A 19,361-nucleotide genomic window follows, 5' to 3' on the forward strand; every position below is an offset into this window, starting at 1 on the left:
GGATGAACCGCCGCAGGAATCGCTCATCGAAGCGTCTGCGCGGCGGCAGGACTACGACGACCGTCCGTCATTTCCCAGCATGGTTCGACGACATGCCGGCGCGCCGCAATGACACGCGTACTGGGCGCGAATGTCGTCGGTGACCGCGCCGTCCACTGACAGACCGTAATTGATGAAAAGCTCCTCCCCGGGTGCGATCGTGGCGAGCGCATGAATGAACACCCGGTCGCCCGTCTCGATGGCCTCGCAGTTGGGGGCGCACGCATGGTTCAGAAAGCGGGCGCTGTTGCCGCCGCGGCTGCCGTCGATCACTCGTCCGCTGGACAGCCCAAACACGAACGTGTGGCCCGCGTCGGCTCGCTGACGGGCGGCGGCGCGCCGCCAGCTGGTCACTTCCCCCTTGTACTCGATCACCCGTTCGCCCGGGGCGATCGGCTGCAGGGCAAACAGTCCCATGCCATGCACTGGTGAGCGTCGTGCGGTGATGCGTCGCAATCGCATTTTGTCGTTTCCTTCGCGACCCTCGGTCGTTGCATGTGGTTGAGCGGCGATGCGAAGCATATCGCCACACAGTCAGGCGCTCAATATTTTTCTTTTTAAAAGCGCAACTAACAGCCAAGGACGGACCGCGCCAAGGGTTCCGGCTTTGCCGCAACGAGGCTGGCAACGGTCGACGGTTACAGGGAGGTCATCAAGTCGCATGTCCACGGCATCACGCTGGCACAACAGTCGGCTCAGCCAAACGAGCGGCTGGCCGCCGCTGCGCGCTTGCGCAACCAGTTCATGCAGGCGAACAGGGCGATGGCGAACGCCATCAGCAGTGTGGCCACGGCAAGGATCGATGGGTCGATCTGGTCACGGATGCCACTCCACATCTGCCGCGGCACGGTGCGCTGCTCGGGGCCGCCAATGAACAGAATGACGATCACTTCGTCGAACGACGTCGCGAATGCGAACACACTGCCCGTTGCGACGGCGGGCGTGATCAGCGGGAGCGTGACGCGACGAAACGCGACCCACGGCTGCGCGCCCAGCCCCGACGCAGCGCGAAGCAGGCTTTGATCGAACGACAGCAGCGAAGCCGTCACGGTGATCACCACGAAGGGCGTACCGAGCGCGGCATGCGCAAGCACGACGCCGAGATACGAATTGACCAGGCCGAGCGGCGAAAAGACCAGATAAAACCCTGCCGCGACGACAACGATAGGCACGATCATCGGCGACACGATGATCGGCATGATGATCGAGCGGTAAGGAAACTGCGTGCGGCTCAAGCCGAGCGCGGCGAGCGTGCCGAGCACCGTCGCGATCAGCGTCGACGCAGCGCCGATGCCGATGCTGTTCGCCAACGCGCGTTGCCAGTCCGGCGAACTCAGCGCCTGCGCGTACCAGCGCAGCGAGAAGCCCTGCATCGGGTACGAGAAGAATGAGCCGGAGTTGAACGACAGCGGCACGATCGCGAGGATCGGCGCGACGAGGAAAAAGAAAATGAGCGCGCAATGCACACGTAGTCCCGCGCCCGCGATGCGTTCCGAGAGTAGCCGGGTTCGTCCGTCTTTCATCTGAGTCTGCCTGTTGATCAACCATACGAAGGAGCGACAACCCATTAGCGTCGGTTGCGCGGCGCGTTAGCCGAAGCGCAAGCGGTCGATACCGACCAGCCGGTTGAAGATGAAATAGAACACCGCCGTGAATGCGATCAGATAGCACGACAACGCACCCGCGAGTCCCCAGTTGAGCTGATCGTTGGTCTGCGACGCGATCAGCTGGCTGATCATTTCGTCGCCGGCGCCGCCTAGCAGGGCGGGGGTGATGTAATAACCGAGCGCGAGCACGAACACGAGAAAACATCCCGCGCCGACACCCGGCAGCGTTTGCGGAATATACACTCGCACGAAGGCCACAGCCGGATGCGCGCCGAGGGATTTCGCCGCCCGCATGTACACGGGCGGGACACCTTTCATCACCGAAAAGATCGCGAGGATCATGTATGGCAGCAGGATGTGCGTCATGCCGATCAACACACCCGTGCGATTGAAAATCAGCGACAACGGATGATTGATGAGCCCAAAGCGGAGCAACGCGCTGTTGATCACACCACCCGGTTGCAGCAGCACATACCACGCGGTGGTCCGCACCAGCAGCGATGTCCAGAACGGTACGATCACGAAGAGGATCAGCCGGTTGCTCTGGTTCTCCGGCAATGTCGCGAGCAGATACGCCACGGGATAACCCAGCACCAGGCACAGCAGCGTGACCGTCGCACTGATCGTGACCGTGCGTCCGAAGGCGGCGCGGAAGATGGCGCTGTCCGCCGCGACGGACGTCACCGAGCCATCGGGCGCGACTTGCGCGTCGACGGCGTTCAGCAAATAGTCGGGCGTGGGCGAGATCGACGCACGCTTGAGGAGCCGCCAGGTTTCCGGTGTGTTCCAGCGTTCATCCAGATCGATCAGGGCGGGCTTCCATTGCGCGGGCGTTTGCGAACGTGTGGCACGCGCCGTCTTGAACAGCAGGCTGCGGAACTCTGGTTGAGAGAAGTTCATGCGTCGCGCGATATTGCCGAGCTGGCCGGATTCGCTGGCGTCCTTCAGGTCGTGCGCGAGTGCGGCAAAGGCCGGTTCGCCGGGTACGCCCGCACCGTCCCATCCGGCCAGCGCCGTGCTCAATTGCGGCATGCCGGCGCGCACTTCAGGGTTTCGCACGCTGCGCGCGAGCAGGCTCGCGATCGGCGCGACGAACGTCACCAGCAGAAAGATGAGCAACGGCAAAGCCAGCAGCAACGCGCGCATCGCGGCCTTGCGGCGCGCGGCGCGGAACGACTCGCGGTTCGCGGCCTGCGGGCCGCGGCCAAAAGGGGCGGTGGACGGCAGCTGCGTGTTCATCGTGCTCGATCTCCCGGGTGACGTTCGTTCGATCTGGCGCTACTGCGCCAGCCAGTTCTGGAACCGCTTGTTGATCGCATCCGCGTTGTCGGCCCAGAACGTCGCGTTGATTTGCAGCGGGCGTTTGAAGTTCTCCGGCGCTGTCGGCAGATCGTTCAGACGCGCCTTGTCGATCAGCGGAATGGCGTCCTTGCGCGGCGGCGCGTACGCGATGTACTTCGACAGGTCCGCATAGGCCTGCGGTGTCGAGGATGCGACGATGAACTTCCGCGCCGCGTCGGCATGCTTCGCGCCGTTGACCACGGCCCACCATTCGTAGTCGTACACCTGTGCATCCCAGACGATCTTGAAGGGCTTCTTGTCCTTGTGCACGGCGTCGTCGATCCGGCCGTTGTACGCCTGCGTCATCACGACCGCGCCGTCGGCGAGCAGTTGCGGCGCCTGCGCACCCGCCTCCCACCAGACGATGCTCGGCTTGATGGTGTCGAGCTTCTTGAACGCGCGATCGACGCCAGCCGGCGTGGAGAGCGTCTTGTAGACGTCCTTGGGCGCCACGCCATCGGCTATCAACGCCCATTCCATCGCGACCTTCGGCGATTTGCGCATGCCGCGCTTGCCCGGGTACTTGTTGAGGTCGAAGAAATCGTTGATGGTGGTCGGCGCAGATTTCAGCTTGCTGGTGTCATACGCATAGACGGTGGACCATACCATCGCCGCGACGGCGCAATCACTGATCGAGCCCGGCAGGAAGTCACTGGTGTTGCCGAGCAACTTCTTGTCGAACTTGGCGATGAGGCCTTCGTCGCACGCGGTGATCTCGTCGTTGGTTTCGAGGTCGATCAGATCCCAGGTCGGGTTCTTCGACTGTTCCATCGCTTGCAGCTTGGCGAGGCCGCCATCGTAGGACTCGGTGGAGAACTGGTCGCCGGTTTTCGCAGTGAACGGTTCGAACCATGCCTTTTTCGCGGCAGCTTCATACGCACCGCCAAAGGTGACGACGGAAATCGTTTCGGCCGCGTGAACCGTGGCCGTGGCAAACACCCCGAGCGCGCACGCCGCGATGGTGGTCCGGAAGGACGAGAGTGTGGTCTTCATTTCTAGTTGGCTCCTGCGATAAGTGGCGAGGCGGACGAGGGAACGGAAACGGTGGAATAGTCGACGCCGCCGGACCCGGCGGTGGATTGCGGCGCGGCCGCCATTGCTGGCAGCACCTTGCAGTCGTCGCGTCGCCAGGTCACGGCGGTCTGACGGCCGAGCGCGGGCAGGTCATGGTGCTGTGTGTTCGGCAGCTTGACGACCATGCTTTCGCCATGGCCGAGCTTCAGATGCACGCGATGATGATCGCCGCAGTAAACGAGTTCCTCGACAAGCGCGTGCACGATGTTCATGTTCTGCCGTGTCGCTTCCTGCAAAGCGTCCGGCGTCGCGGCGATGTGCGCGCGCTCGGGACGTAGCGCCAGCACCGCCGTGTCGCCTGACGCGAGCCCGACGCCTGGGCGTCCGCACACGGTGCTGCCGTCGGCGAGCTGCATCGCAGCCCATTCCGTCCCGTAGGAATCGACGCGACCGGTCAGTCCATTGTTCTCGCCGACGAAATTGGCAACGAACGCATTCGCCGCGTTTTCGTAGAGTTCGGTCGGTGCGGCGGCCTGCTGGATGCGTCCATCGGAAAACACGGCGACGCGGTCCGACATCGTCAACGCTTCGTTCTGGTCGTGGGTCACGTAGACGATCGTCAGCGACAGTTCGCGATGCAGCCGCATGATTTCGTATTGCATGGTTTCACGCAGGCGTTTGTCGAGCGCGCCGAGCGGCTCGTCCATCAGCACCACGCTCGGCTCGAAAACCAGCGCGCGGGCAAGTGCAACGCGCTGCTGCTGGCCACCGGACAGTTGCGACGGACGCCGTGCCGCCAGATGCGATAACTCCACCATGTCCAGCACGCGCGTCACGCGCGTTTTCTGTTCGCTACGGCTTATCTTGCGCACCGACAGCGGAAACGCGACGTTCTCGGCAATCGTCATGTGCGGGAACAGCGCATAGTTCTGAAACACCATGCCGATATCGCGCCGATGCGGTGGCTTGTCGTCCAGACGCTTGCCGGCGAGGCGGATCTCGCCGCGCGTCGGCGCTTCGAATCCCGCGAGCATCATCAGTGTCGTGGTCTTGCCGGAACCGGACGGACCGAGCAGCGAAACGAATTCACCGTGCGCGACATCGAGATCGAGTCCCTCGACGACGCTATGCACGCCGTCGTATGACTTGCTGACGCCGTCGAACGAAATAAATGGTTGGCTTGACATGAGTAACTCGGCAGAGTGTTGGCGGTCCACGTGGGGCGGCAAATCACTTCGCGCCCAGGCGTCCCGCCAGATAGCGGGCGAAGTCGTAATTCGGGCGTTCCAGAGGGCTCAGATGGCCAGGCTTCGCGAGTGGCGCGTGCACGCCGCGAAACACGGCCTCGACGCCGCGCCGGTCCTCGGCGTTGACTTCGTCGAGCAGCGTCTTCAGCGTAGCCATGTAATCGGCGGCCCGCGGATCGTCGACGAAATCCGGTGCGAGGCCTCCGCCGAAGCGGATATGCACGCGGCCGACGCCCCGCGGCTGCAGGATCAGATACCAGAAGTAGCCGGGCGTCAGCGTGATCAGGTGTGTCGGGTAGATCGCCAGCAGCGCGGTGGTACGGCGCCAGTGCCCTTGCAGGCGCGTGTTGGCGGGATGCGCGTTGCCGATCGGCAGCGATGCTTCCTTGGTGATCCAGTGATAGTTGAACGCGGGCAAGCCCGGCGGACATTCCATTTCTTCGAGCTTCGAGTGCGGCCCGACCGTTGCGCGATGCAGCATCGGCAAGTGGTAGCTCTCCATGAAATTTTCCGCGAGGATCTTCCAGTTGGTGTCCCACACGTGCTCTTCGTGGAAGGTCTCGACGTAGTTGCTCATGCCGTACGGCTCGATCAGCTTCGTCAGCCCGGACAAATGTGATTCCACCGAAGGCGCGTGCGCGTTGAGCGTTACGTAGATCCAGCCTTGCCACGTCTCGCAGCGCACGGCAGGCAGCTTGTATTGTTCCTTGCAAAAGCCCGGCTGCCGATCCATCAACGGCGCGCCCGCGAGCGAACCATCGAGCGTGTAGTTCCATGCGTGATAGGGGCACACGATCCGGCGCACGTTGCCGCGCCCTTCAAGCAATATCGACATCCGATGCAGGCAAACATTCGAGAATGCGCGCAACGCACCGCTCGCATCGCGCAGCACGAACATCGGCTGGTCGTCGATTTGCGCGGTCAGGTAGTCGCCGCTCTGTGCGAGCGCGCTCGCGCGGCCCACGCACAACCACTCGTTGCGAAACACGTCGCGCCGTTCGAGCGCGAGAAACGCCTCCGACGTGTAGACGGCCGGCGGCATTGCGTGTGCATCCCCGAACGGACGCTCGCAGTTCTCGCGCAGGGCGCGAACGATGTCGAGCTCAGCGTCCGTCGACTGAAGAATGGCTGACATAGGGGGCCCCCCATCAGTGTGTGCATCCGATGAGCACCAATCTAACAATCCAAATTGCTAGGTAAAATATTGTTTTTGCATGCAGTGCATAGCTCAAGCCTATGCCGAGAGGCTTTCCGGGCCGCTAACCGATGTGGAGGCGCCGAATATACGTTTCACAGAATGCCGAGAAGCGCTTCACAACCTCGCGCGGCTTGACGGCGCCCGATAGTGCGATGCCAAGCGTCGTCGCATTGACGCTTTCCTTGAAATGTTTAATCACGAAGTCTTCGCCGTCCACTGTTCGGGTCGACTTCAGCGGGAAGTTGAGTATGCTGTAACCCAAGCCGTTGGCAACCATGCCACGCACCACTTCAGGCTGTGACGACCGGAAAGCCGCGGTAGGGCGGCTGCCGACTGCGTCGAACAGCGCGGAGAAGTACTCGCGGCTATGCGGAAGGTCCAGCATCACATAGGGCTCGGGCAGCAGATCGGCCAGCGACACTTTGCGGGCCCGTGCAAGCCTGTGTGTTTTAGGCAGGATGACATACGGTGGCAGCGAAAGCAGCGGGGTAAACGCGATTCCATCGGCGATATCGAGGCTGTAGGTCAGCGCGATATCGAGCGAGCCGTCGCGCAGGCCGCTCAAAAGCGTGTCCTGATGCGCTTCCGTCGTACGGAAGGTGACTGCCGGATAGTCCCGCACGAAGCGGCTGATGATGCCTGGCATCAGCGGCGGGGCCAGTGACACCATGCAGCCCAGCGAGATGGAGCCCGACATGCCGCCGTCGATTTCCTTCGCGGTCAGCTGCAATTCTTCGGCGTTCTGAAGCAGATTGCGAGCGTGGCCGAGCAGATCGCGGCCCGGTTGCGTGAGCGACAGCCCGCTGGCGTGATGGCGGATGAACAGTTGGACGCCGAACGATTCCTCCAGATCCGCGAGCGACGTCGAGATGGACGGCTGCGAAATGTGCAGGCGCTTTGCCGCGGCGGTGAACGAAAGCGTCTCGGCCGTGACGACAAAATACCTGAGCTGACGCAACGAGTAGCGTATCGAGTTGCCGTCCATCAGTTGCTCCGTGTTCGGTCGAACCGATTGTCGCTCGCCAATTGTCGATTGCATAGCGAAAAACGATGCAAAGCATTTTTAAAATATAGTTTTTGTTGCCCGCCGCGCGGCGTACATTCTGTCCGACCGAAGAGAGAGAGTGACCTGAATCCAGAGCGCTTTTCAGAAGGAGAAGGCCATGTCGGCTGAAAAATTGTCGATCGACACGCTGGTCATAGGCGCGGGTCAGGCTGGCGTGGCAATGAGCGAACACCTGAGCAAACTCGGCGTACCCCATCTCGTGCTGGAGCGCGACCGCATTGCCGAACGCTGGCGTACCTGCCGCTGGGATTCACTGGTCGCCAATGGTCCCGCCTGGCACGACCGCTTCCCTAATATGGAGTTCGAAGGACTCGATCCTGATGGGTTCGCCGCCAAGGATCAGGTCGCCGATTACTTCGAGGCCTATGCGCGCAAGTTCGATGCGCCGATCCGCACGGGCGTCGAAGTCACGAGCGTCGAGCGTCTGAAGGGCCGGGCAGGATTTGCGCTCGCAACGTCCGATGGCACGATCGAAGCCCGTCGCGTGGTCGTTGCGACGGGGCCGTTCCAGCGGCCCGTCATTCCCCCCATCGCGCCACAGGACGTCGAGCTCACGCAGCTTCATTCGGCCCACTATCGGAACCCGGCGCAGCTGCCCGAAGGCGCGGTGCTCGTGGTTGGCGCGGGGTCGTCCGGCGTGCAGATCGCGGACGAACTGCAACGCGCGGGCCGCAAGGTTTATCTGTCCGTCGGTGCGCATGACCGTCCGCCGCGCGCCTATCGCGGTCGCGATTTCTGCTGGTGGCTCGGTGTACTCGGCGAATGGGACAAGGAAGTCGCCGTGCCGGGACGCGAGCATGTGACCATTGCCGTCAGCGGCGCGTACGGCGGCCAGACCATCGATTTTCGCAGGCTCGCTCATCAGGGCATGACGCTGGTCGGCACGACGAAATCGTTCGCGAATGGCGTCGCGACCTTCGAACAGGACCTCGCCGCCAATCTGAAGCGTGGCGACGAAAACCTGATGTCGCTACTGGACGCGGCCGACGACTACGTCGAGCGCAACGGCGTGGACCTGCCGGAAGACCCCGACGCACGCCTGCTTCCACCAGACCCGGAGTGCGTGACGCATCCGCTCCCGGAACTGGATCTGAAGAAGGCGGGTGTGAGCACGATCATTTGGGCCACCGGCTATGCCGTCGATTTCAGCTGGCTGCACGTGAACGCATTCGACGATAAGGGCAAGCCGCAGCATCAGCGCGGTGTATCGAAGGAACCGGGCGTGTATTTCCTCGGCTTGCCGTGGTTGTCGCGGCGCGCGTCGTCGTTTATCTGGGGCGTCTGGCACGACGCAAAGCACATCGCCGATCACATCGTCACGCAGCGCAAATACCTCGCGTATCGCGACGCGTCGCAGCGTCGGCAGGACGCGCGCGGCGTGCATGGCGCGAATCCAACCGATACCGCGTGCGACGAATCGCACGCGCCGACGACCAAAGAAGTGGGAGTGAACTGATGCCTACGCATACCCGCATCCGCATGTTCAATACGAAGGATACGTACCCGAGCCAGTCGCTCGATAACGATCTTTGCCAGGCGGTTCGAGCGGGCAATACGGTCTATGTGCGCGGCCAGGTCGGTACGGATTTCGACGGCAACCTGGTCGGTCTCGGCGATCCGCGCGCGCAGGCCGAGCAGGCGATGAAGAACGTCAAGCAACTTCTCGAGGAAGCGGGCAGCGACCTGTCGCATATCGTCAAGACGACGACTTACATCACTGATCCCCGTTATCGCGAGCCGGTGTACCAGGAAGTCGGCAAGTGGCTGAAGGGCGTGTATCCGATTTCGACGGGGCTGTGTGTCAGCGCGCTCGGCCAGCCGCAATGGCTGATGGAAATCGACGTGATCGCCGTGATTCCGGACAACTGGAAGCCATCCCAGGCGTGAGGAGCTAGCCATGACATTCTCGATCGTTGGACGTTGCGGCAAGACCGGTCAGCTCGGTATCGCGATCAGTTCGTCGAGCATTGCGGTGGGTGCGAGGTGTCCGTGGGCGCGCGCGGGCGTCGGTGCGGTGGCGACGCAGAACGTGACGCTGCCCGCGCTCGGGCCGCAGATTCTCGATCTGCTGGAAAGCGGGCGTATCGCGGCGGATACGGCGCTCGAACGGGCGCTAGGCGCGAGCGAATGGAGCGAATACCGGCAGGTGACGGTGGTCGACAGTGAGGGGCGAACCGCGATGTTCACCGGCAAGGAAGCACTCGGCGTGCATCACGCCGTCGCGGGAAATCAGTGTGTGGCAGCGGGCAATCTGCTCGCCGGCAAGCCGGTGATCGACGCGATGGTGAAAGCGTTCGAGAGCGCACAAGGCGCGCTCGCCGATCGTCTGCTGCACGCGATGCATGCGGCCGTCGAAGCGGGCGGAGAAGCAGGGCCCGTGCATTCCGCGGCTCTGAAGATCGTCGATACACAGGTCTGGCCGATCGTCGATCTGCGTGTCGATTGGGCCGACGACGATCCGATTGGCAAACTTGCCGCGCTTTGGCAAGCGTATCGGCCGCAGATGCGGGACTACATCGCACGCGCGTTGAATCCAACCGCGGCGCCGAGCTACGGAGTGCCCGGCGATGAGTGAGTTGTCGAGCCGTGCGCTGCTCGAACGGCTGACCGGTTTCGCGACTGTCAGCCGCGACTCCAATCTGGAACTGATCGGCTTCGTGCAGCAATACCTCGCGGATCCAGGTGTGGACAGCGAGCTGTTCCATAACGCCGAGCGTACCAAGGCGAACCGGTTCGCCTCGAACGGTCCGCGAGAGCGTGGTGGCATCGTGCTGTCCGGGCATACCGATGGTGTGACGCGATGTTCGCTCGCCTCGCTGAACATCTCAAAAGCGTGAGGTAGCCTGCGCGTCTGCGGTGCAAATCGGGTGTGAGGGGTTCATCAGGACACGCGCTCCGCCACTTCGAGCACGAAGTGCGCGACCACGACCATGCCGGTGATCAGGGTCGCGAGCCAGCAGAGCGCGCGTAACGACCAGTGCGCGACGATTTCGCCGACCGCTTCTCGTTTCGCACTCAGCAGCACCAGAAGCACCAGCACGGGCGTAATCGTCATACCGTTGACGATGGCGCTCCAGTACAGCGCCTTGACAGGGTCGACGTGCCATAGGCCGAGCGCAACGCCAAGCAGCGTGCCGAGCCCCGCGAGCGCAACGAGCAGAACAGCAATGCGCCGATCACGCCGTTGGCCGTGGGGCCAGTCGAACGAACTCGCGACCGCTTGCGCAGCGGAACCCCCGAGCGAAGGTAGTGCGAGCAGCGCTGAGCCGATCAGTGCAAGCCCAAGCAGTGTGCCGGCGTAGCCATCCACTAGCGGCTCGAGCACCCTGGAAAGCTCCATGGGCTCGCCGGGGCGCGTCTGTGCACCATGCAGCGTCGCCGCAGCCGCAATCATGATGCACAATGCGGCCACGCTCGATAGCGCGGTGCGCGTCAAGGTCTGCATGCGCAACCGGCGAAGCTGCTCTGACGAATGCCGATCGCCCCGCGCCGCGTGCTGTTCGTGCTGTCGATGCTGTTCCTGTGCTTCCTGCTCGGCCTGCGAAAAAAGCAGATAGGGACTCATCGTCGTACCGAGCACGGCCATCAGCATCGTGACGAAATCTTCTTTCCACTCGACGTGCGGCACGAGCGAGCGCAGCACGACCGTGTGCCACGGCACATCGACGATCAGCAGCACACCGGCATACGCGAGCATCGGCAGCATCAACCATTTGAGCACCTGCGCATAGCGCGCATAGGGAATGAACCACTGCAACGCAATCGAGGTGCAACCGCATGCGAGGGCAAGTAACCAAAGCGCCCCATGAGTGAAGCGTTGCACGACCGCGGCCATCGCCATCACATTGACGGCGATATTCAGCGTGTTCGCAATCACGAACCGCGCCACCGCCAAATAGAAGAACACCGGCGAATAGTGCGCGCGCATGTTCGCGGTCAGGCCATGTCCAGTGACGGCGGCGACACGCGCCGAGACCAACTGCAACGCGACCATCGACGGAAACGACAGCACGCAGGTCCACAGCAGGTCGTAGCCGTACCACGCGCCCGCGAGTGAATATGTGGCGATACCGCTGGGATCGTTATCGCAGCCGAGACTTGCCAGCCCCGGCCCGAGATCGGCGGCCCACGAGCGGGCGGGCTGCGACGAGGCAGCGTGCGTATTACCTTGTGCGGCGCGGGGCGCCGTGCCCCTGTCGGGGGAAGAGTGCATTCGCCTGACCGTCGGGAAACCAGGGATGCTGTAGCGCTCGCACGAAACGTTCCTTCGTCGACTCGTTTCGCGGTACACATATTGGCACACATATTCAGCGGATGTGACGCTATCGGGGGCGACTATCAGGACTCCCGCAGGCTGACGATACAATGTCACATCTTCAACCGCGCCGACCAGCGCGAAACGCTCGTCGACCGCGGCGAGCGAGCGACCAGTCTCCGCGATAGCTCCCCGCAAGTGAGGTCTCAATGCCCACGCGTCTTTTCCGCGCTGCGGCGATCGGAACGGATTCAAAGCGGTGAATGACACACTCGGCCATACTGCATCGCAGCTGACTCGCTGCGTTTGCCTGAATTCCCGACCTGCTTCGGTAGGGATGCTGGATGTGCCGGACATAGTGACAGTTGCGACGAGCCGCTGAAGAAAATCGCTGGAAAGGAGAAATCTTGAAAAAGACAGGATTCACGGTTCTGATCATGACGCCTTGCAAGGGCGCGCACGCATCGGACTACGCTGAGGTCTGGAATCCACCAGAGGCACGCGCGAACATGCTTCGAGTGACGACTCGCGCCGCGTCCGTCAGGGTCGTGCGCTAATGGAAACGATCGACTACGACGGGTACACGTTGTGGGGGCATGCCATCCTTCAGCAGGAAGGCGAAGGCATCCTGCAACCGGAGCGCTATGCGGCGAGCGGAACCATTACGCGAGGCGGAAAGCTGATCGAAGCATCAGGCATTCTGGGACTATTCGATAGCGAGGAGGAAGCCCACCATGCAGGCCTGGATTGGGCGCGCGCGTGGGTGGATGCTCATGGATGAGCTTGCGCGTGGCAGGGTAGTCGAGAGGCTTGGAGCCGTTGCTGTTGGTGGGCCGGGAGGGACGCGCCAGCGGATCGACTCAAACTACGCTTCCCGCTTGCTGCGCCCATACAGCAGCAACATTGCCGCTATCACCGCGCCGTAGATGATCTGACGTCCCGCCTCGGGCATCTGCGCGACTGAAAGGATCGACTGCAGCAGCGTGATGAGGATCGCGCCAGCCACGGTGCCGAGGTATGAACCTCGTCCACCCAGAATCGATGTGCCGCCGAGCACGACTGCCGCGATCGCCGGCAACAGGTAGGCATCGCCCATCGACTGCGCTGCCTTCGACGCATGACCGGCGAGCAATACGCCGCCGAACGCCGCGAACGCGCTGCACACGGCGAATGCGGCCACGGTCACGGGCCGCGTATTGATGCCGGACAGATACGCCGCGCGTTCGGTATTGCCGATCGCGTACAGCGTGCGGCCGAAGGTCGTATGCGACAACAGGAACACCGTGGCGCCGCCGATCACGAGCCATAGCGCGACGGCATTCGGCACGCCCGGTACGAGCCAGCCCGCCGCGAGCCATCGCATCACCTGTGGCGCGGAATCCTGCGGCGACGATCCGCCGGTATAGACGATCATGATGCCCTGTGCGACCGCATTGGTCGCGACCTTGCCGGTCAGTGCGTCGGCGAGGTCCTCGTTGATCGAGCCGCCGGGCACGGGGCGCAGCAGCAGCGCCGCAGGCGCGCTCCGCCATGTTTAAACTGCCGCGCAGACTGGGCCCGATCGAGACGCTGCGCGCGCGGGCGGTGATCGAAAGCGGGATCGCGGCCTTAGCCGCTACCGAGCGCAAAGATTCAGACCTCGACCGGCTCTTCGCCGCGTTGCGCGCGATGCGCGAAAACATGGACGACAAGGCTGCGAACGAGGCCGCCGACCGTGATTTCCATCTGGCGATCGCGCGGGCGACGGGAAACGAAATGCTCCGGCTCGTGGTGACAGCGATGTGGGACAACTCCCGTGCCGACCCGTTGTGGAAAAAGATCGAGGAGCACTTTCATACTCCCGCATTGCGGGCGGCGTCACAGGATGACCATCAGCGCATCTTTGCGGCCATCATGGCGCGAGATGCGACCGCCGCGCGCACGGCGATGCAGGCGCATCTGGCGCGCGTGGTCGGCGAGTTCACACGAGCCTGGCGTTAGTTAGACCATGTTCTGTGGTGCGCGCCGCAAGCTGCAGCGGCACCGCCCCAATCCGTTCGCCTTCAGCTCGGTCACGGCTCTGATTCATCGCCGGCAATCTGGTCGAGGAACCGGGCCAGTCGTTCGGTATCGGCGTGCGTCCAGCCCTCGGGAGGCACCACGCTGGCCCAGCCGTTGGCGTAGTCCTCCGACGAGTAGTTGTGACCAAAACCCGCCGGCACGCCGAGTTGGTGAATCAGATCGCCCACCGCCTGCACGCCCGAGACGATGGGAAACCAATGCATGGCGTCAGGCACGTCGAAGCCACGTGGCCGAGCCAGCCATTCGGGCGGCCACCAGAACGCACTGGCACTCCAGAACACGGCCGGATCGGCCGGATGCTGAAGGTACACGATTCGCGGGGCCGGCCAGTCGGTGTCCAATGCCACCTGATGCGGATCGCGGCTCAAGAACCGTACCGAACGCCCCCCATCGAAGATCGGCTGCCAGAAGGGCGACCCGCTATCGCGCTCGCGAGTGAGTTGCGAATGGATCGGGTTGCTTTGTTTGGCGCCGACGATCAGCACGCCATCCGTTCGGGCAATCATGTTGGCTACCGAGGCAGAGGCGTCTTTCCCGACGAAAGGCGCTTCCACCCCCGCGGCGCCGAGACTCTTGCCGAACAGAACGAGCTTTGGCCGTCGTTTCGGCGGGAGCATCGACCATCGGGCGCGAACCGCGTTGAAGAGCGTGACACCCGCCTCGTTCGCGAGACCAGCATCCATGAAAATGGCGAGTCGGCTAGGCAGGAAAGAGTATTGGATCGCCACGATCGCCGTGTCGCCACCGTGCAGTTGCTCCAGCGAAGCCGCGGCTTTGGGGACTATCCAGCCCGTGCCGGTGGGTATCCACACGACCAGCACTTTCCGCTCGAACCCGCCGGCGCGCTCGAGCTCGCGGACCGCAATCTGCGCACGCTGCTCGAGGGAGTCCGCGGAACGCACTCCGACGTAGACCCTCACCGGATCGACCAGTCTCGCATCAGTCCCGTGGAACTTCGCGAGCTCTTGCGTGGTTGTCGCTGTCGCCACGAAGCCGCGCCCCATGCGGCCCAAGGTGTCCCATGCGACGAACGACGTGCTGCTGCCGGACACCGTTGGCGACGTGGGGGCCACGATTCCCTCGGTCGTGTTCTCGTTCACCCGCCCGTGGACGAAGTTGGAGACCGTGGTGAGGGCGGGAAAGGCCACTCCGCGACCGAGCGCCATGCCAATCACGATGATGAGCAGCGCTGTTGCCGGCACCGAAACGATCGGGGGCACGTGGCCCTGGATGACCTGCTTGACTGCGGCGGCACCGCGCGCCGTCAATCGCCCGATGACTACCAGCAACACCGCGCTCAACGGCGACAGGACGATCACCAGCACGGCGTCGAACCAGGCGATCGGCGCCATCCCCATGAAACTACGCTGCTCGTTCTGCCAGCCGAGCCATAGCTTCGAGCCAACGAATAGTGCAATGAGCCACGCCGCTGCCAGAACGATCCAGCTGCGCCGTCGGACCTCGCTGCCGGCCACGCGCCCCCATCGCTCCAGCAGCCGATGCACGCCGCGGCCGACCAATGTGCCTATCCCATAGCCGATGGCCAGACAGAACGCGCCGACCACGGTTTGCGTTCCCCACGACCGCGGAATCAGTGTCGGCGTCAGTGACTGCCACCAGAACACGAGCGCGAGCAGCGAGCCGCTGAGCGTCGGCGTCCAGGACGTGCTTCGAAGCCCGGCGGCTACCGGCTCATGGGAGTCCCGCATGCGTGCTCGCTCGGATTGGCACAACTCGCACCTCGTTTCCGCGGGTCACCCGCAAAGGAGTTGATGACGCGACCAGCCTTGATTCAGACTCCGCCAGGAGGGCAGTAATGGAAGATGCCGCCGCATGATCAACCACGACGATGTTTTCCAGATTACCGCGCGCGGCGCGACACATCGGGGCAGCGGAATGGACGGGGCTGCTCCGATCTCGTGCGATGTTTCTCCTGCGTCGAAAAAACGTCAACGATAAACCGGCCATGCGTCGCATTGTATTTACCTTTCTGTCCCCCGAACAACATCGTCGCTCTGCGCGCATCGTGTTCAAACATCGATGAACCGGCCTGTCGGTGGCGACGTCGCCCGAGCGAGGGCTTTACGGAGCTTGCGCGCACGCTGCTTGCTCGTCGCGCTGGTCGCCACCCGGTGGCACGATCAAGCCCGCTCCGAAAGGGCGCGCCGGCGCATTAAAAAACGTCCTGGCGCGTTGCGGGCCGAGCGACCGCGTCGCGGAGCCTGCGCCTTTGAGAAGGCGTCGACAACATCGAATCGACAAAGGTGTGCGCCCGATTTTCTCCATACTTGAACGCTTCATGCTCGGTCAGAAAATCGAACTGTTCCGGAAAACTCAGCAGTTCCTGCTCCGGATTGCCGGGCAACGTCACGGTCCATGACACGCGATAACGGCGATATTTGCCGCCGAGCCAATGCGTCTTCGATAACGTAACGTTCACCTCGATATTGCAGCCGCGATACGGCGCATATTCCTGAATGGACATCGCTTTTCTCCCACAACTGAACGCTTGCCACGTACGTCTGCGTTGCCGGCGGTCGCGCGCGGCCTCCAGATCGGCGGGATAGTCGATCTCGTCCGCGACCGGGACATAGACGCTCGCCCCGCTGGTCGCGCCGTTCGGCCGCGAAAAACGCGCAGCCCAAGGGTGTCTCGTTATGCATTTCGTATTGACGATGCACATCGAGCAACGCGCGTTCCCGCGCGGCAACCATCGTCTCGGCCCGCAGCGCGGCTGCGCTCGTGGCCATTTCCCCGATCTTCGTGACGCGGCGCTCGCGCACCGGCTGAACATCAAGGCGATTCAGGTGGCGGAACGGGACTTCCAGGTCGCCAAACGCCGCAAGGCGCGAAGCGAGTTCGTCGATACGTGGTCCGTCGACGCGTTCGTGGAAGAGGGCATGCAGCCGGCGGAACCACGATGGGGTACGCATGAACGGCATTGGCCTGCGGACGCGCATCGACACGGGTTCGGTAGCGATGCGGCAAGTCATCGACCGCATGCGCAGGCGCATGACGGGCGTTTTTCCGCAGCTCGACGGCGTGAACATCGACTGCATGGGGCGGCTTTGTCGACGTCACGATGAACCGCGCGCCGGATCCTGGTCGTGTCGGCGACAACCTCTACTTCTACTATGTACAAGGCTTCTCCGGACATGGGCTGGTGTTCGCGGGAATGGCCGGCAAAATTCTCGCGGACGCGATCGGCGGCGACGCTTCCCGATTCGACGTATTCAGCAGCATCAGGCATCGACGGTTCCCGGGCGGCAAGATGCTGCGCACCCAGGCTTTGATTCTGGGCATGTGGTACTACAAACTGCGGGAACTCATCTGAGCGCCTGAGGAATGAAGGGTCGATGGCTGCGCCCCAAAGCAAGCCGGTGATCGGCAAGGCGCGTCATCTCCGCTTACGAAAGCGCGCGGGACACTCAGCCGGCCACGCCGCGCCGACGGGCTCGATCGACTCGACGGCACCCGGTGATCAAGGCCCGGGAAGGAACTGGACGTCTCCGTACCAGGCGCGTGTCGTGGTACCGGTATTGTCGGTATCGGTCAGCAGCCCGTAGCCTGTGATTCGTCCTGGCGGTTCGTGAAAGACCCGCTCATAGTCTTGCACGATATTGCGGCGCAGGCTTTGCCACTGACCCGCATCGCCAGGCAGACCGGAGACCACGATCATCTGTACGCGGTTCGTGCGAGGGTTGGCAATGACGGTACCCGGCGCGGCGGTGGTCGACCACACGTACATCAACGTGGCATAGGGCAGATCTTCGCCACTCAGATGCTTGGCCAGCCCCATCTTCGCCCGGTCGAAAAGCGACAGCTTGCTCTTGTCTCCGGCAAACATGAACACCAGCCGCGCTGGCGCGTCTTCCTTCGACGCCACGCGGTTATCGGCGCCTTCGATCGGTCTATCCGCTTTCCAGCGCCATGCCACGACGGGAGTGCGAGCGAGGTCGATATCACCCTCGTGCATCAGCGCGGAAGCAGAGCGGTTCGCGTCCGCCTGCAGCACAGTGGTGTGGTCGTCGCGAACGAGCGTGTATTGCGTGATGGGCTTGCCGCGCACGACCGGCATGTTCTTCCAGCCCGCGGGCAGCGATGCGCCGGGCTCGATCGAGGAAAAGGCGATACCGGGCTTTTCGTCCTGGGCAAGGATGGGTGGCGACAACAAAAGAAGCGCGACGCATGCGGCGATCCAGGCTGACGGGGCTGTTCGTTTTTGCGCTCGACGGCGCGAGGCAAGATGCATGGCAGGTCGCATTCGTATTTTGGATAGCGTCCATTGTAATGGGCTCCTCGGGCGACATTTCAGCGGAGCTTTCATGCCGGCGGTTGGGGTTCTGTTTGCTGCGTCGTAGCGTTTGCATGACGAGGCTCGCAACGCGCCGCGCGGTATTCCCGTCGCGTCGCGTCGTGCGGCGCGCGAGGGGTTCGCTCCACTCATCACAGGCGTCAATTTCCCACATATTGGGGAAACTCCCTGGCTCATAAAAATCGTAACCCGAATTAACAAAGTTAGAATGGCTGCTCTAAGACAGCTTCAGACCGTCTGCCTGGCCAACGGCCCGGTGTGGGAACGACCTTCACGAATCGCAGTGGCAGCGATCGCCGTGTCCGCGAGAACCTGAGAGATATTCCGTGAGCAGCCCAAAACAGATGCCATTTACCCTATCCGTTCCGACCGACGTGTCGCAACTGCCCAACCAGTTCCTCGCCGGTTATTGCGCGCTGATACGGCTGAACGTGGATACCTACAGGTCCGCGGTCACGGGTGCCGCGCTGCACTGGGAAAGCGTATTGCGCGCCCAGACGCCTGAACAGTTCCTCAGACGTCAAGCGGATGTGATGCCTTGGCTTACCCTGCAGTTCGCCGGATACACCCGCGGCTGGATGGACATCGCGTCTAAAACAATCAGACCGTGCCACGCCGGCGGCGATCACGACGACAAGCGTGAGCTCCACGAGGACACCAGGCCCGCTGGCCTGCCGGTCTGCGCAACGGGCGTCGACGCGATGATGCGCGCGGCCGTGCCGCCGGAAGTGCAGCCGGACGGCGCGTCCGTCGCCGAGGCACAGGTCGGGGAAATGGTCCGTGCCTTTCTCGAGCGCGTCGAAAAGGCGACGCCTGACACGGCGGAACGACGAGGTCCGCCTCGCACACGTCGCTCGTCAACCCGATAGGCGACGAGCTTCCACCAATCCTGCCGGTTCCGGTATTCGCGTGCTGCCGATGCAGCCGTGGCCGGATCTGGTCACCCGTTCCTTCGCTCCCGCCGTGAAGTAAACGACATGTTGAGCCCGCACGAAGTGGCCACGTTGCTGCTGTTGAAGGATGCGCCTGAACGAATTGATTCGGATCGGGCAGAGCTTGGCGCGCTCCGCGAACTGCAGTTGATTGCGAATGAGCCAGCTGGGCCGGGCTTCCGGTTACCTCACGTGACGCCGCGCGGCGACGCCGTGCTGCGAGCGTTCGCACGGGTCCGCTGACCGGTGCGCAGACAACGTATCTGACGACCTATACACGTTGGGT

General features: G+C 63.0%; 18 protein-coding genes and 3 pseudogenes. 9 read left to right on the forward strand and 12 right to left on the reverse strand.

Translation table 11 applies throughout. The features are described from left to right. Positions 1 to 51: 51 nt before the first annotated feature. The 7 genes from HDG32_RS18500 to HDG32_RS18530 form a co-directional block, all read right to left on the reverse strand. On the reverse strand, positions 52 to 501 hold the full coding sequence (locus HDG32_RS18500) for an SET domain-containing protein (protein ID WP_184069651.1): 450 nt from the start codon (positions 499 to 501) through the stop codon (positions 52 to 54). Positions 502 to 734: 233 nt separating this feature from the next. Further along, positions 735 to 1,562: an ABC transporter permease gene (locus HDG32_RS18505; RefSeq protein WP_090810989.1), complete on the reverse strand. Its 828-nt coding sequence runs from the start codon at positions 1,560 to 1,562 to the stop codon at positions 735 to 737. A 66-nt stretch (positions 1,563 to 1,628) separates the two neighbouring features. Next, complete coding sequence (locus HDG32_RS18510; RefSeq protein WP_184069653.1) at positions 1,629 to 2,885, reverse strand: ABC transporter permease; 1,257 nt, start codon at positions 2,883 to 2,885, stop codon at positions 1,629 to 1,631. Between the two features lie 39 nt (positions 2,886 to 2,924). After that, positions 2,925 to 3,980: an ABC transporter substrate-binding protein gene (locus HDG32_RS18515; protein WP_184069655.1), complete on the reverse strand. Its 1,056-nt coding sequence runs from the start codon at positions 3,978 to 3,980 to the stop codon at positions 2,925 to 2,927. 2 nt (positions 3,981 to 3,982) lie between these two features. Further along, complete coding sequence (locus tag HDG32_RS18520; protein WP_184069657.1) at positions 3,983 to 5,188, reverse strand: ABC transporter ATP-binding protein; 1,206 nt, start codon at positions 5,186 to 5,188, stop codon at positions 3,983 to 3,985. 43 nt (positions 5,189 to 5,231) lie between these two features. Beyond that, complete coding sequence (locus tag HDG32_RS18525; protein ID WP_184069659.1) at positions 5,232 to 6,383, reverse strand: SRPBCC family protein; 1,152 nt, start codon at positions 6,381 to 6,383, stop codon at positions 5,232 to 5,234. Positions 6,384 to 6,507: 124 nt separating this feature from the next. After that, positions 6,508 to 7,431 (reverse strand): LysR family transcriptional regulator, encoded by a 924-nt coding sequence (locus HDG32_RS18530; protein WP_090811864.1) that lies wholly within the window; start codon positions 7,429 to 7,431, stop codon positions 6,508 to 6,510. A gap of 178 nt (positions 7,432 to 7,609) precedes the next feature. On the opposite strand from HDG32_RS18530, the gene HDG32_RS18535 reads away from it, so the two are divergent. From HDG32_RS18535 to HDG32_RS18550, 4 genes and pseudogenes are all read left to right on the forward strand, one after another. After that, the gene (locus tag HDG32_RS18535) at positions 7,610 to 8,968 is read left to right on the forward strand and encodes an NAD(P)/FAD-dependent oxidoreductase (protein ID WP_184069661.1); all 1,359 of its coding nucleotides are present in this window, start codon (positions 7,610 to 7,612) and stop codon (positions 8,966 to 8,968) included. Beyond that, a complete protein-coding gene (locus tag HDG32_RS18540) occupies positions 8,968 to 9,399 on the forward strand; it encodes a RidA family protein (protein ID WP_184069663.1) in 432 nt (143 codons plus the stop codon). Before HDG32_RS18535 ends, HDG32_RS18540 begins: the two co-directional genes overlap by 1 nt. Before the next feature lie 10 nt (positions 9,400 to 9,409). After that, entirely contained in the window at positions 9,410 to 10,087 is a 678-nt protein-coding gene (locus tag HDG32_RS18545) for a DUF1028 domain-containing protein (RefSeq protein WP_184069664.1), read from the forward strand. Continuing rightward, positions 10,080 to 10,307, forward strand: a pseudogene (locus HDG32_RS18550) (acetylornithine deacetylase); the annotation flags it as partial. The gene HDG32_RS18545 and the pseudogene HDG32_RS18550, both read left to right, overlap by 8 nt. Before the next feature lie 86 nt (positions 10,308 to 10,393). Here the strand turns inward: HDG32_RS18550 and HDG32_RS18555 are convergent. Next, the gene (locus tag HDG32_RS18555; protein ID WP_184069666.1) at positions 10,394 to 11,725 is read right to left on the reverse strand and encodes an NRAMP family divalent metal transporter; all 1,332 of its coding nucleotides are present in this window, start codon (positions 11,723 to 11,725) and stop codon (positions 10,394 to 10,396) included. 598 nt (positions 11,726 to 12,323) lie between these two features. On the opposite strand from HDG32_RS18555, the gene HDG32_RS18560 reads away from it, so the two are divergent. Further along, positions 12,324 to 12,548, forward strand: coding sequence for a hypothetical protein (locus HDG32_RS18560; RefSeq protein WP_018422453.1), 225 nt, complete (start codon positions 12,324 to 12,326; stop codon positions 12,546 to 12,548). Positions 12,549 to 12,632: 84 nt separating this feature from the next. On the opposite strand, the gene HDG32_RS18565 is transcribed toward HDG32_RS18560, so the two are convergent. After that, complete coding sequence (locus HDG32_RS18565; protein ID WP_409340041.1) at positions 12,633 to 13,262, reverse strand: ABC transporter permease; 630 nt, start codon at positions 13,260 to 13,262, stop codon at positions 12,633 to 12,635. 8 nt (positions 13,263 to 13,270) lie between these two features. Between HDG32_RS18565 and HDG32_RS18570 the strand changes: the two are divergent. Continuing rightward, positions 13,271 to 13,747 (forward strand): annotated as a pseudogene (locus HDG32_RS18570) (FadR/GntR family transcriptional regulator); the annotation flags it as partial. A 71-nt stretch (positions 13,748 to 13,818) separates the two neighbouring features. Here HDG32_RS18570 and HDG32_RS18575 read toward each other — a convergent pair. Both HDG32_RS18575 and HDG32_RS18580 read right to left on the reverse strand, forming a co-directional pair. Continuing rightward, positions 13,819 to 15,537 (reverse strand): alpha/beta-hydrolase family protein, encoded by a 1,719-nt coding sequence (locus tag HDG32_RS18575; protein ID WP_260336514.1) that lies wholly within the window; start codon positions 15,535 to 15,537, stop codon positions 13,819 to 13,821. Positions 15,538 to 16,001: 464 nt separating this feature from the next. Continuing rightward, the gene (locus HDG32_RS18580; protein WP_184069668.1) at positions 16,002 to 16,313 is read right to left on the reverse strand and encodes a hypothetical protein; all 312 of its coding nucleotides are present in this window, start codon (positions 16,311 to 16,313) and stop codon (positions 16,002 to 16,004) included. Between the two features lie 512 nt (positions 16,314 to 16,825). Here HDG32_RS18580 and HDG32_RS18585 point away from each other — a divergent pair. After that, positions 16,826 to 17,162, forward strand: a pseudogene (locus HDG32_RS18585) (FAD-dependent oxidoreductase); the annotation flags it as partial. A gap of 147 nt (positions 17,163 to 17,309) precedes the next feature. On the opposite strand, the gene HDG32_RS18590 reads toward HDG32_RS18585, so the two are convergent. Next, a complete protein-coding gene (locus HDG32_RS18590) occupies positions 17,310 to 18,080 on the reverse strand; it encodes a DUF3047 domain-containing protein (protein ID WP_184069670.1) in 771 nt (256 codons plus the stop codon). A gap of 407 nt (positions 18,081 to 18,487) precedes the next feature. Here HDG32_RS18590 and HDG32_RS18595 point away from each other — a divergent pair, with 407 nt between their 5' ends. Together HDG32_RS18595 and HDG32_RS18600 are read left to right on the forward strand one after the other, a co-directional pair. Continuing rightward, positions 18,488 to 19,012 carry a phasin family protein gene (locus HDG32_RS18595; protein ID WP_184069672.1) on the forward strand — a complete coding sequence of 175 codons (525 nt, stop codon included), beginning with the start codon at positions 18,488 to 18,490 and terminating at the stop codon, positions 19,010 to 19,012. A gap of 108 nt (positions 19,013 to 19,120) precedes the next feature. Further along, positions 19,121 to 19,318: a hypothetical protein gene (locus HDG32_RS18600; RefSeq protein ID WP_184005715.1), complete on the forward strand. Its 198-nt coding sequence runs from the start codon at positions 19,121 to 19,123 to the stop codon at positions 19,316 to 19,318. Positions 19,319 to 19,361: the final 43 nt, after the last annotated feature.

It is taken from the genome of Paraburkholderia sp. CI2 (assembly GCF_014201055.1).
Classification (GTDB): domain Bacteria; phylum Pseudomonadota; class Gammaproteobacteria; order Burkholderiales; family Burkholderiaceae; genus Paraburkholderia; species Paraburkholderia tuberum.

What these genes read in the sequence shown, in the direction of transcription:
- HDG32_RS18555 (WP_184069666.1), bottom strand. Translation starts at nt 11,725, where the DNA reads ATGCACTCTTCCCCCGACAGGGGCACGGCGCCCCGCGCCGCACAAGGT.
- HDG32_RS18560 (WP_018422453.1), top strand. Translation starts at nt 12,324, where the DNA reads ATGGAAACGATCGACTACGACGGGTACACGTTGTGGGGGCATGCCATC.
- HDG32_RS18540 (WP_184069663.1), top strand. Translation starts at nt 8,968, where the DNA reads ATGCCTACGCATACCCGCATCCGCATGTTCAATACGAAGGATACGTAC.
- HDG32_RS18510 (WP_184069653.1), bottom strand. Translation starts at nt 2,885, where the DNA reads ATGAACACGCAGCTGCCGTCCACCGCCCCTTTTGGCCGCGGCCCGCAG.
- HDG32_RS18530 (WP_090811864.1), bottom strand. Translation starts at nt 7,431, where the DNA reads ATGGACGGCAACTCGATACGCTACTCGTTGCGTCAGCTCAGGTATTTT.
- HDG32_RS18525 (WP_184069659.1), bottom strand. Translation starts at nt 6,383, where the DNA reads ATGTCAGCCATTCTTCAGTCGACGGACGCTGAGCTCGACATCGTTCGC.
- HDG32_RS18535 (WP_184069661.1), top strand. Translation starts at nt 7,610, where the DNA reads ATGTCGGCTGAAAAATTGTCGATCGACACGCTGGTCATAGGCGCGGGT.
- HDG32_RS18520 (WP_184069657.1), bottom strand. Translation starts at nt 5,188, where the DNA reads ATGTCAAGCCAACCATTTATTTCGTTCGACGGCGTCAGCAAGTCATAC.
- HDG32_RS18505 (WP_090810989.1), bottom strand. Translation starts at nt 1,562, where the DNA reads ATGAAAGACGGACGAACCCGGCTACTCTCGGAACGCATCGCGGGCGCG.
- HDG32_RS18575 (WP_260336514.1), bottom strand. Translation starts at nt 15,537, where the DNA reads ATGCGGGACTCCCATGAGCCGGTAGCCGCCGGGCTTCGAAGCACGTCC.
- HDG32_RS18515 (WP_184069655.1), bottom strand. Translation starts at nt 3,980, where the DNA reads ATGAAGACCACACTCTCGTCCTTCCGGACCACCATCGCGGCGTGCGCG.
- HDG32_RS18590 (WP_184069670.1), bottom strand. Translation starts at nt 18,080, where the DNA reads ATGCATCTTGCCTCGCGCCGTCGAGCGCAAAAACGAACAGCCCCGTCA.
- HDG32_RS18600 (WP_184005715.1), top strand. Translation starts at nt 19,121, where the DNA reads ATGTTGAGCCCGCACGAAGTGGCCACGTTGCTGCTGTTGAAGGATGCG.
- HDG32_RS18545 (WP_184069664.1), top strand. Translation starts at nt 9,410, where the DNA reads ATGACATTCTCGATCGTTGGACGTTGCGGCAAGACCGGTCAGCTCGGT.
- HDG32_RS18595 (WP_184069672.1), top strand. Translation starts at nt 18,488, where the DNA reads ATGCCATTTACCCTATCCGTTCCGACCGACGTGTCGCAACTGCCCAAC.
- HDG32_RS18580 (WP_184069668.1), bottom strand. Translation starts at nt 16,313, where the DNA reads ATGTCCATTCAGGAATATGCGCCGTATCGCGGCTGCAATATCGAGGTG.
- HDG32_RS18500 (WP_184069651.1), bottom strand. Translation starts at nt 501, where the DNA reads ATGCGATTGCGACGCATCACCGCACGACGCTCACCAGTGCATGGCATG.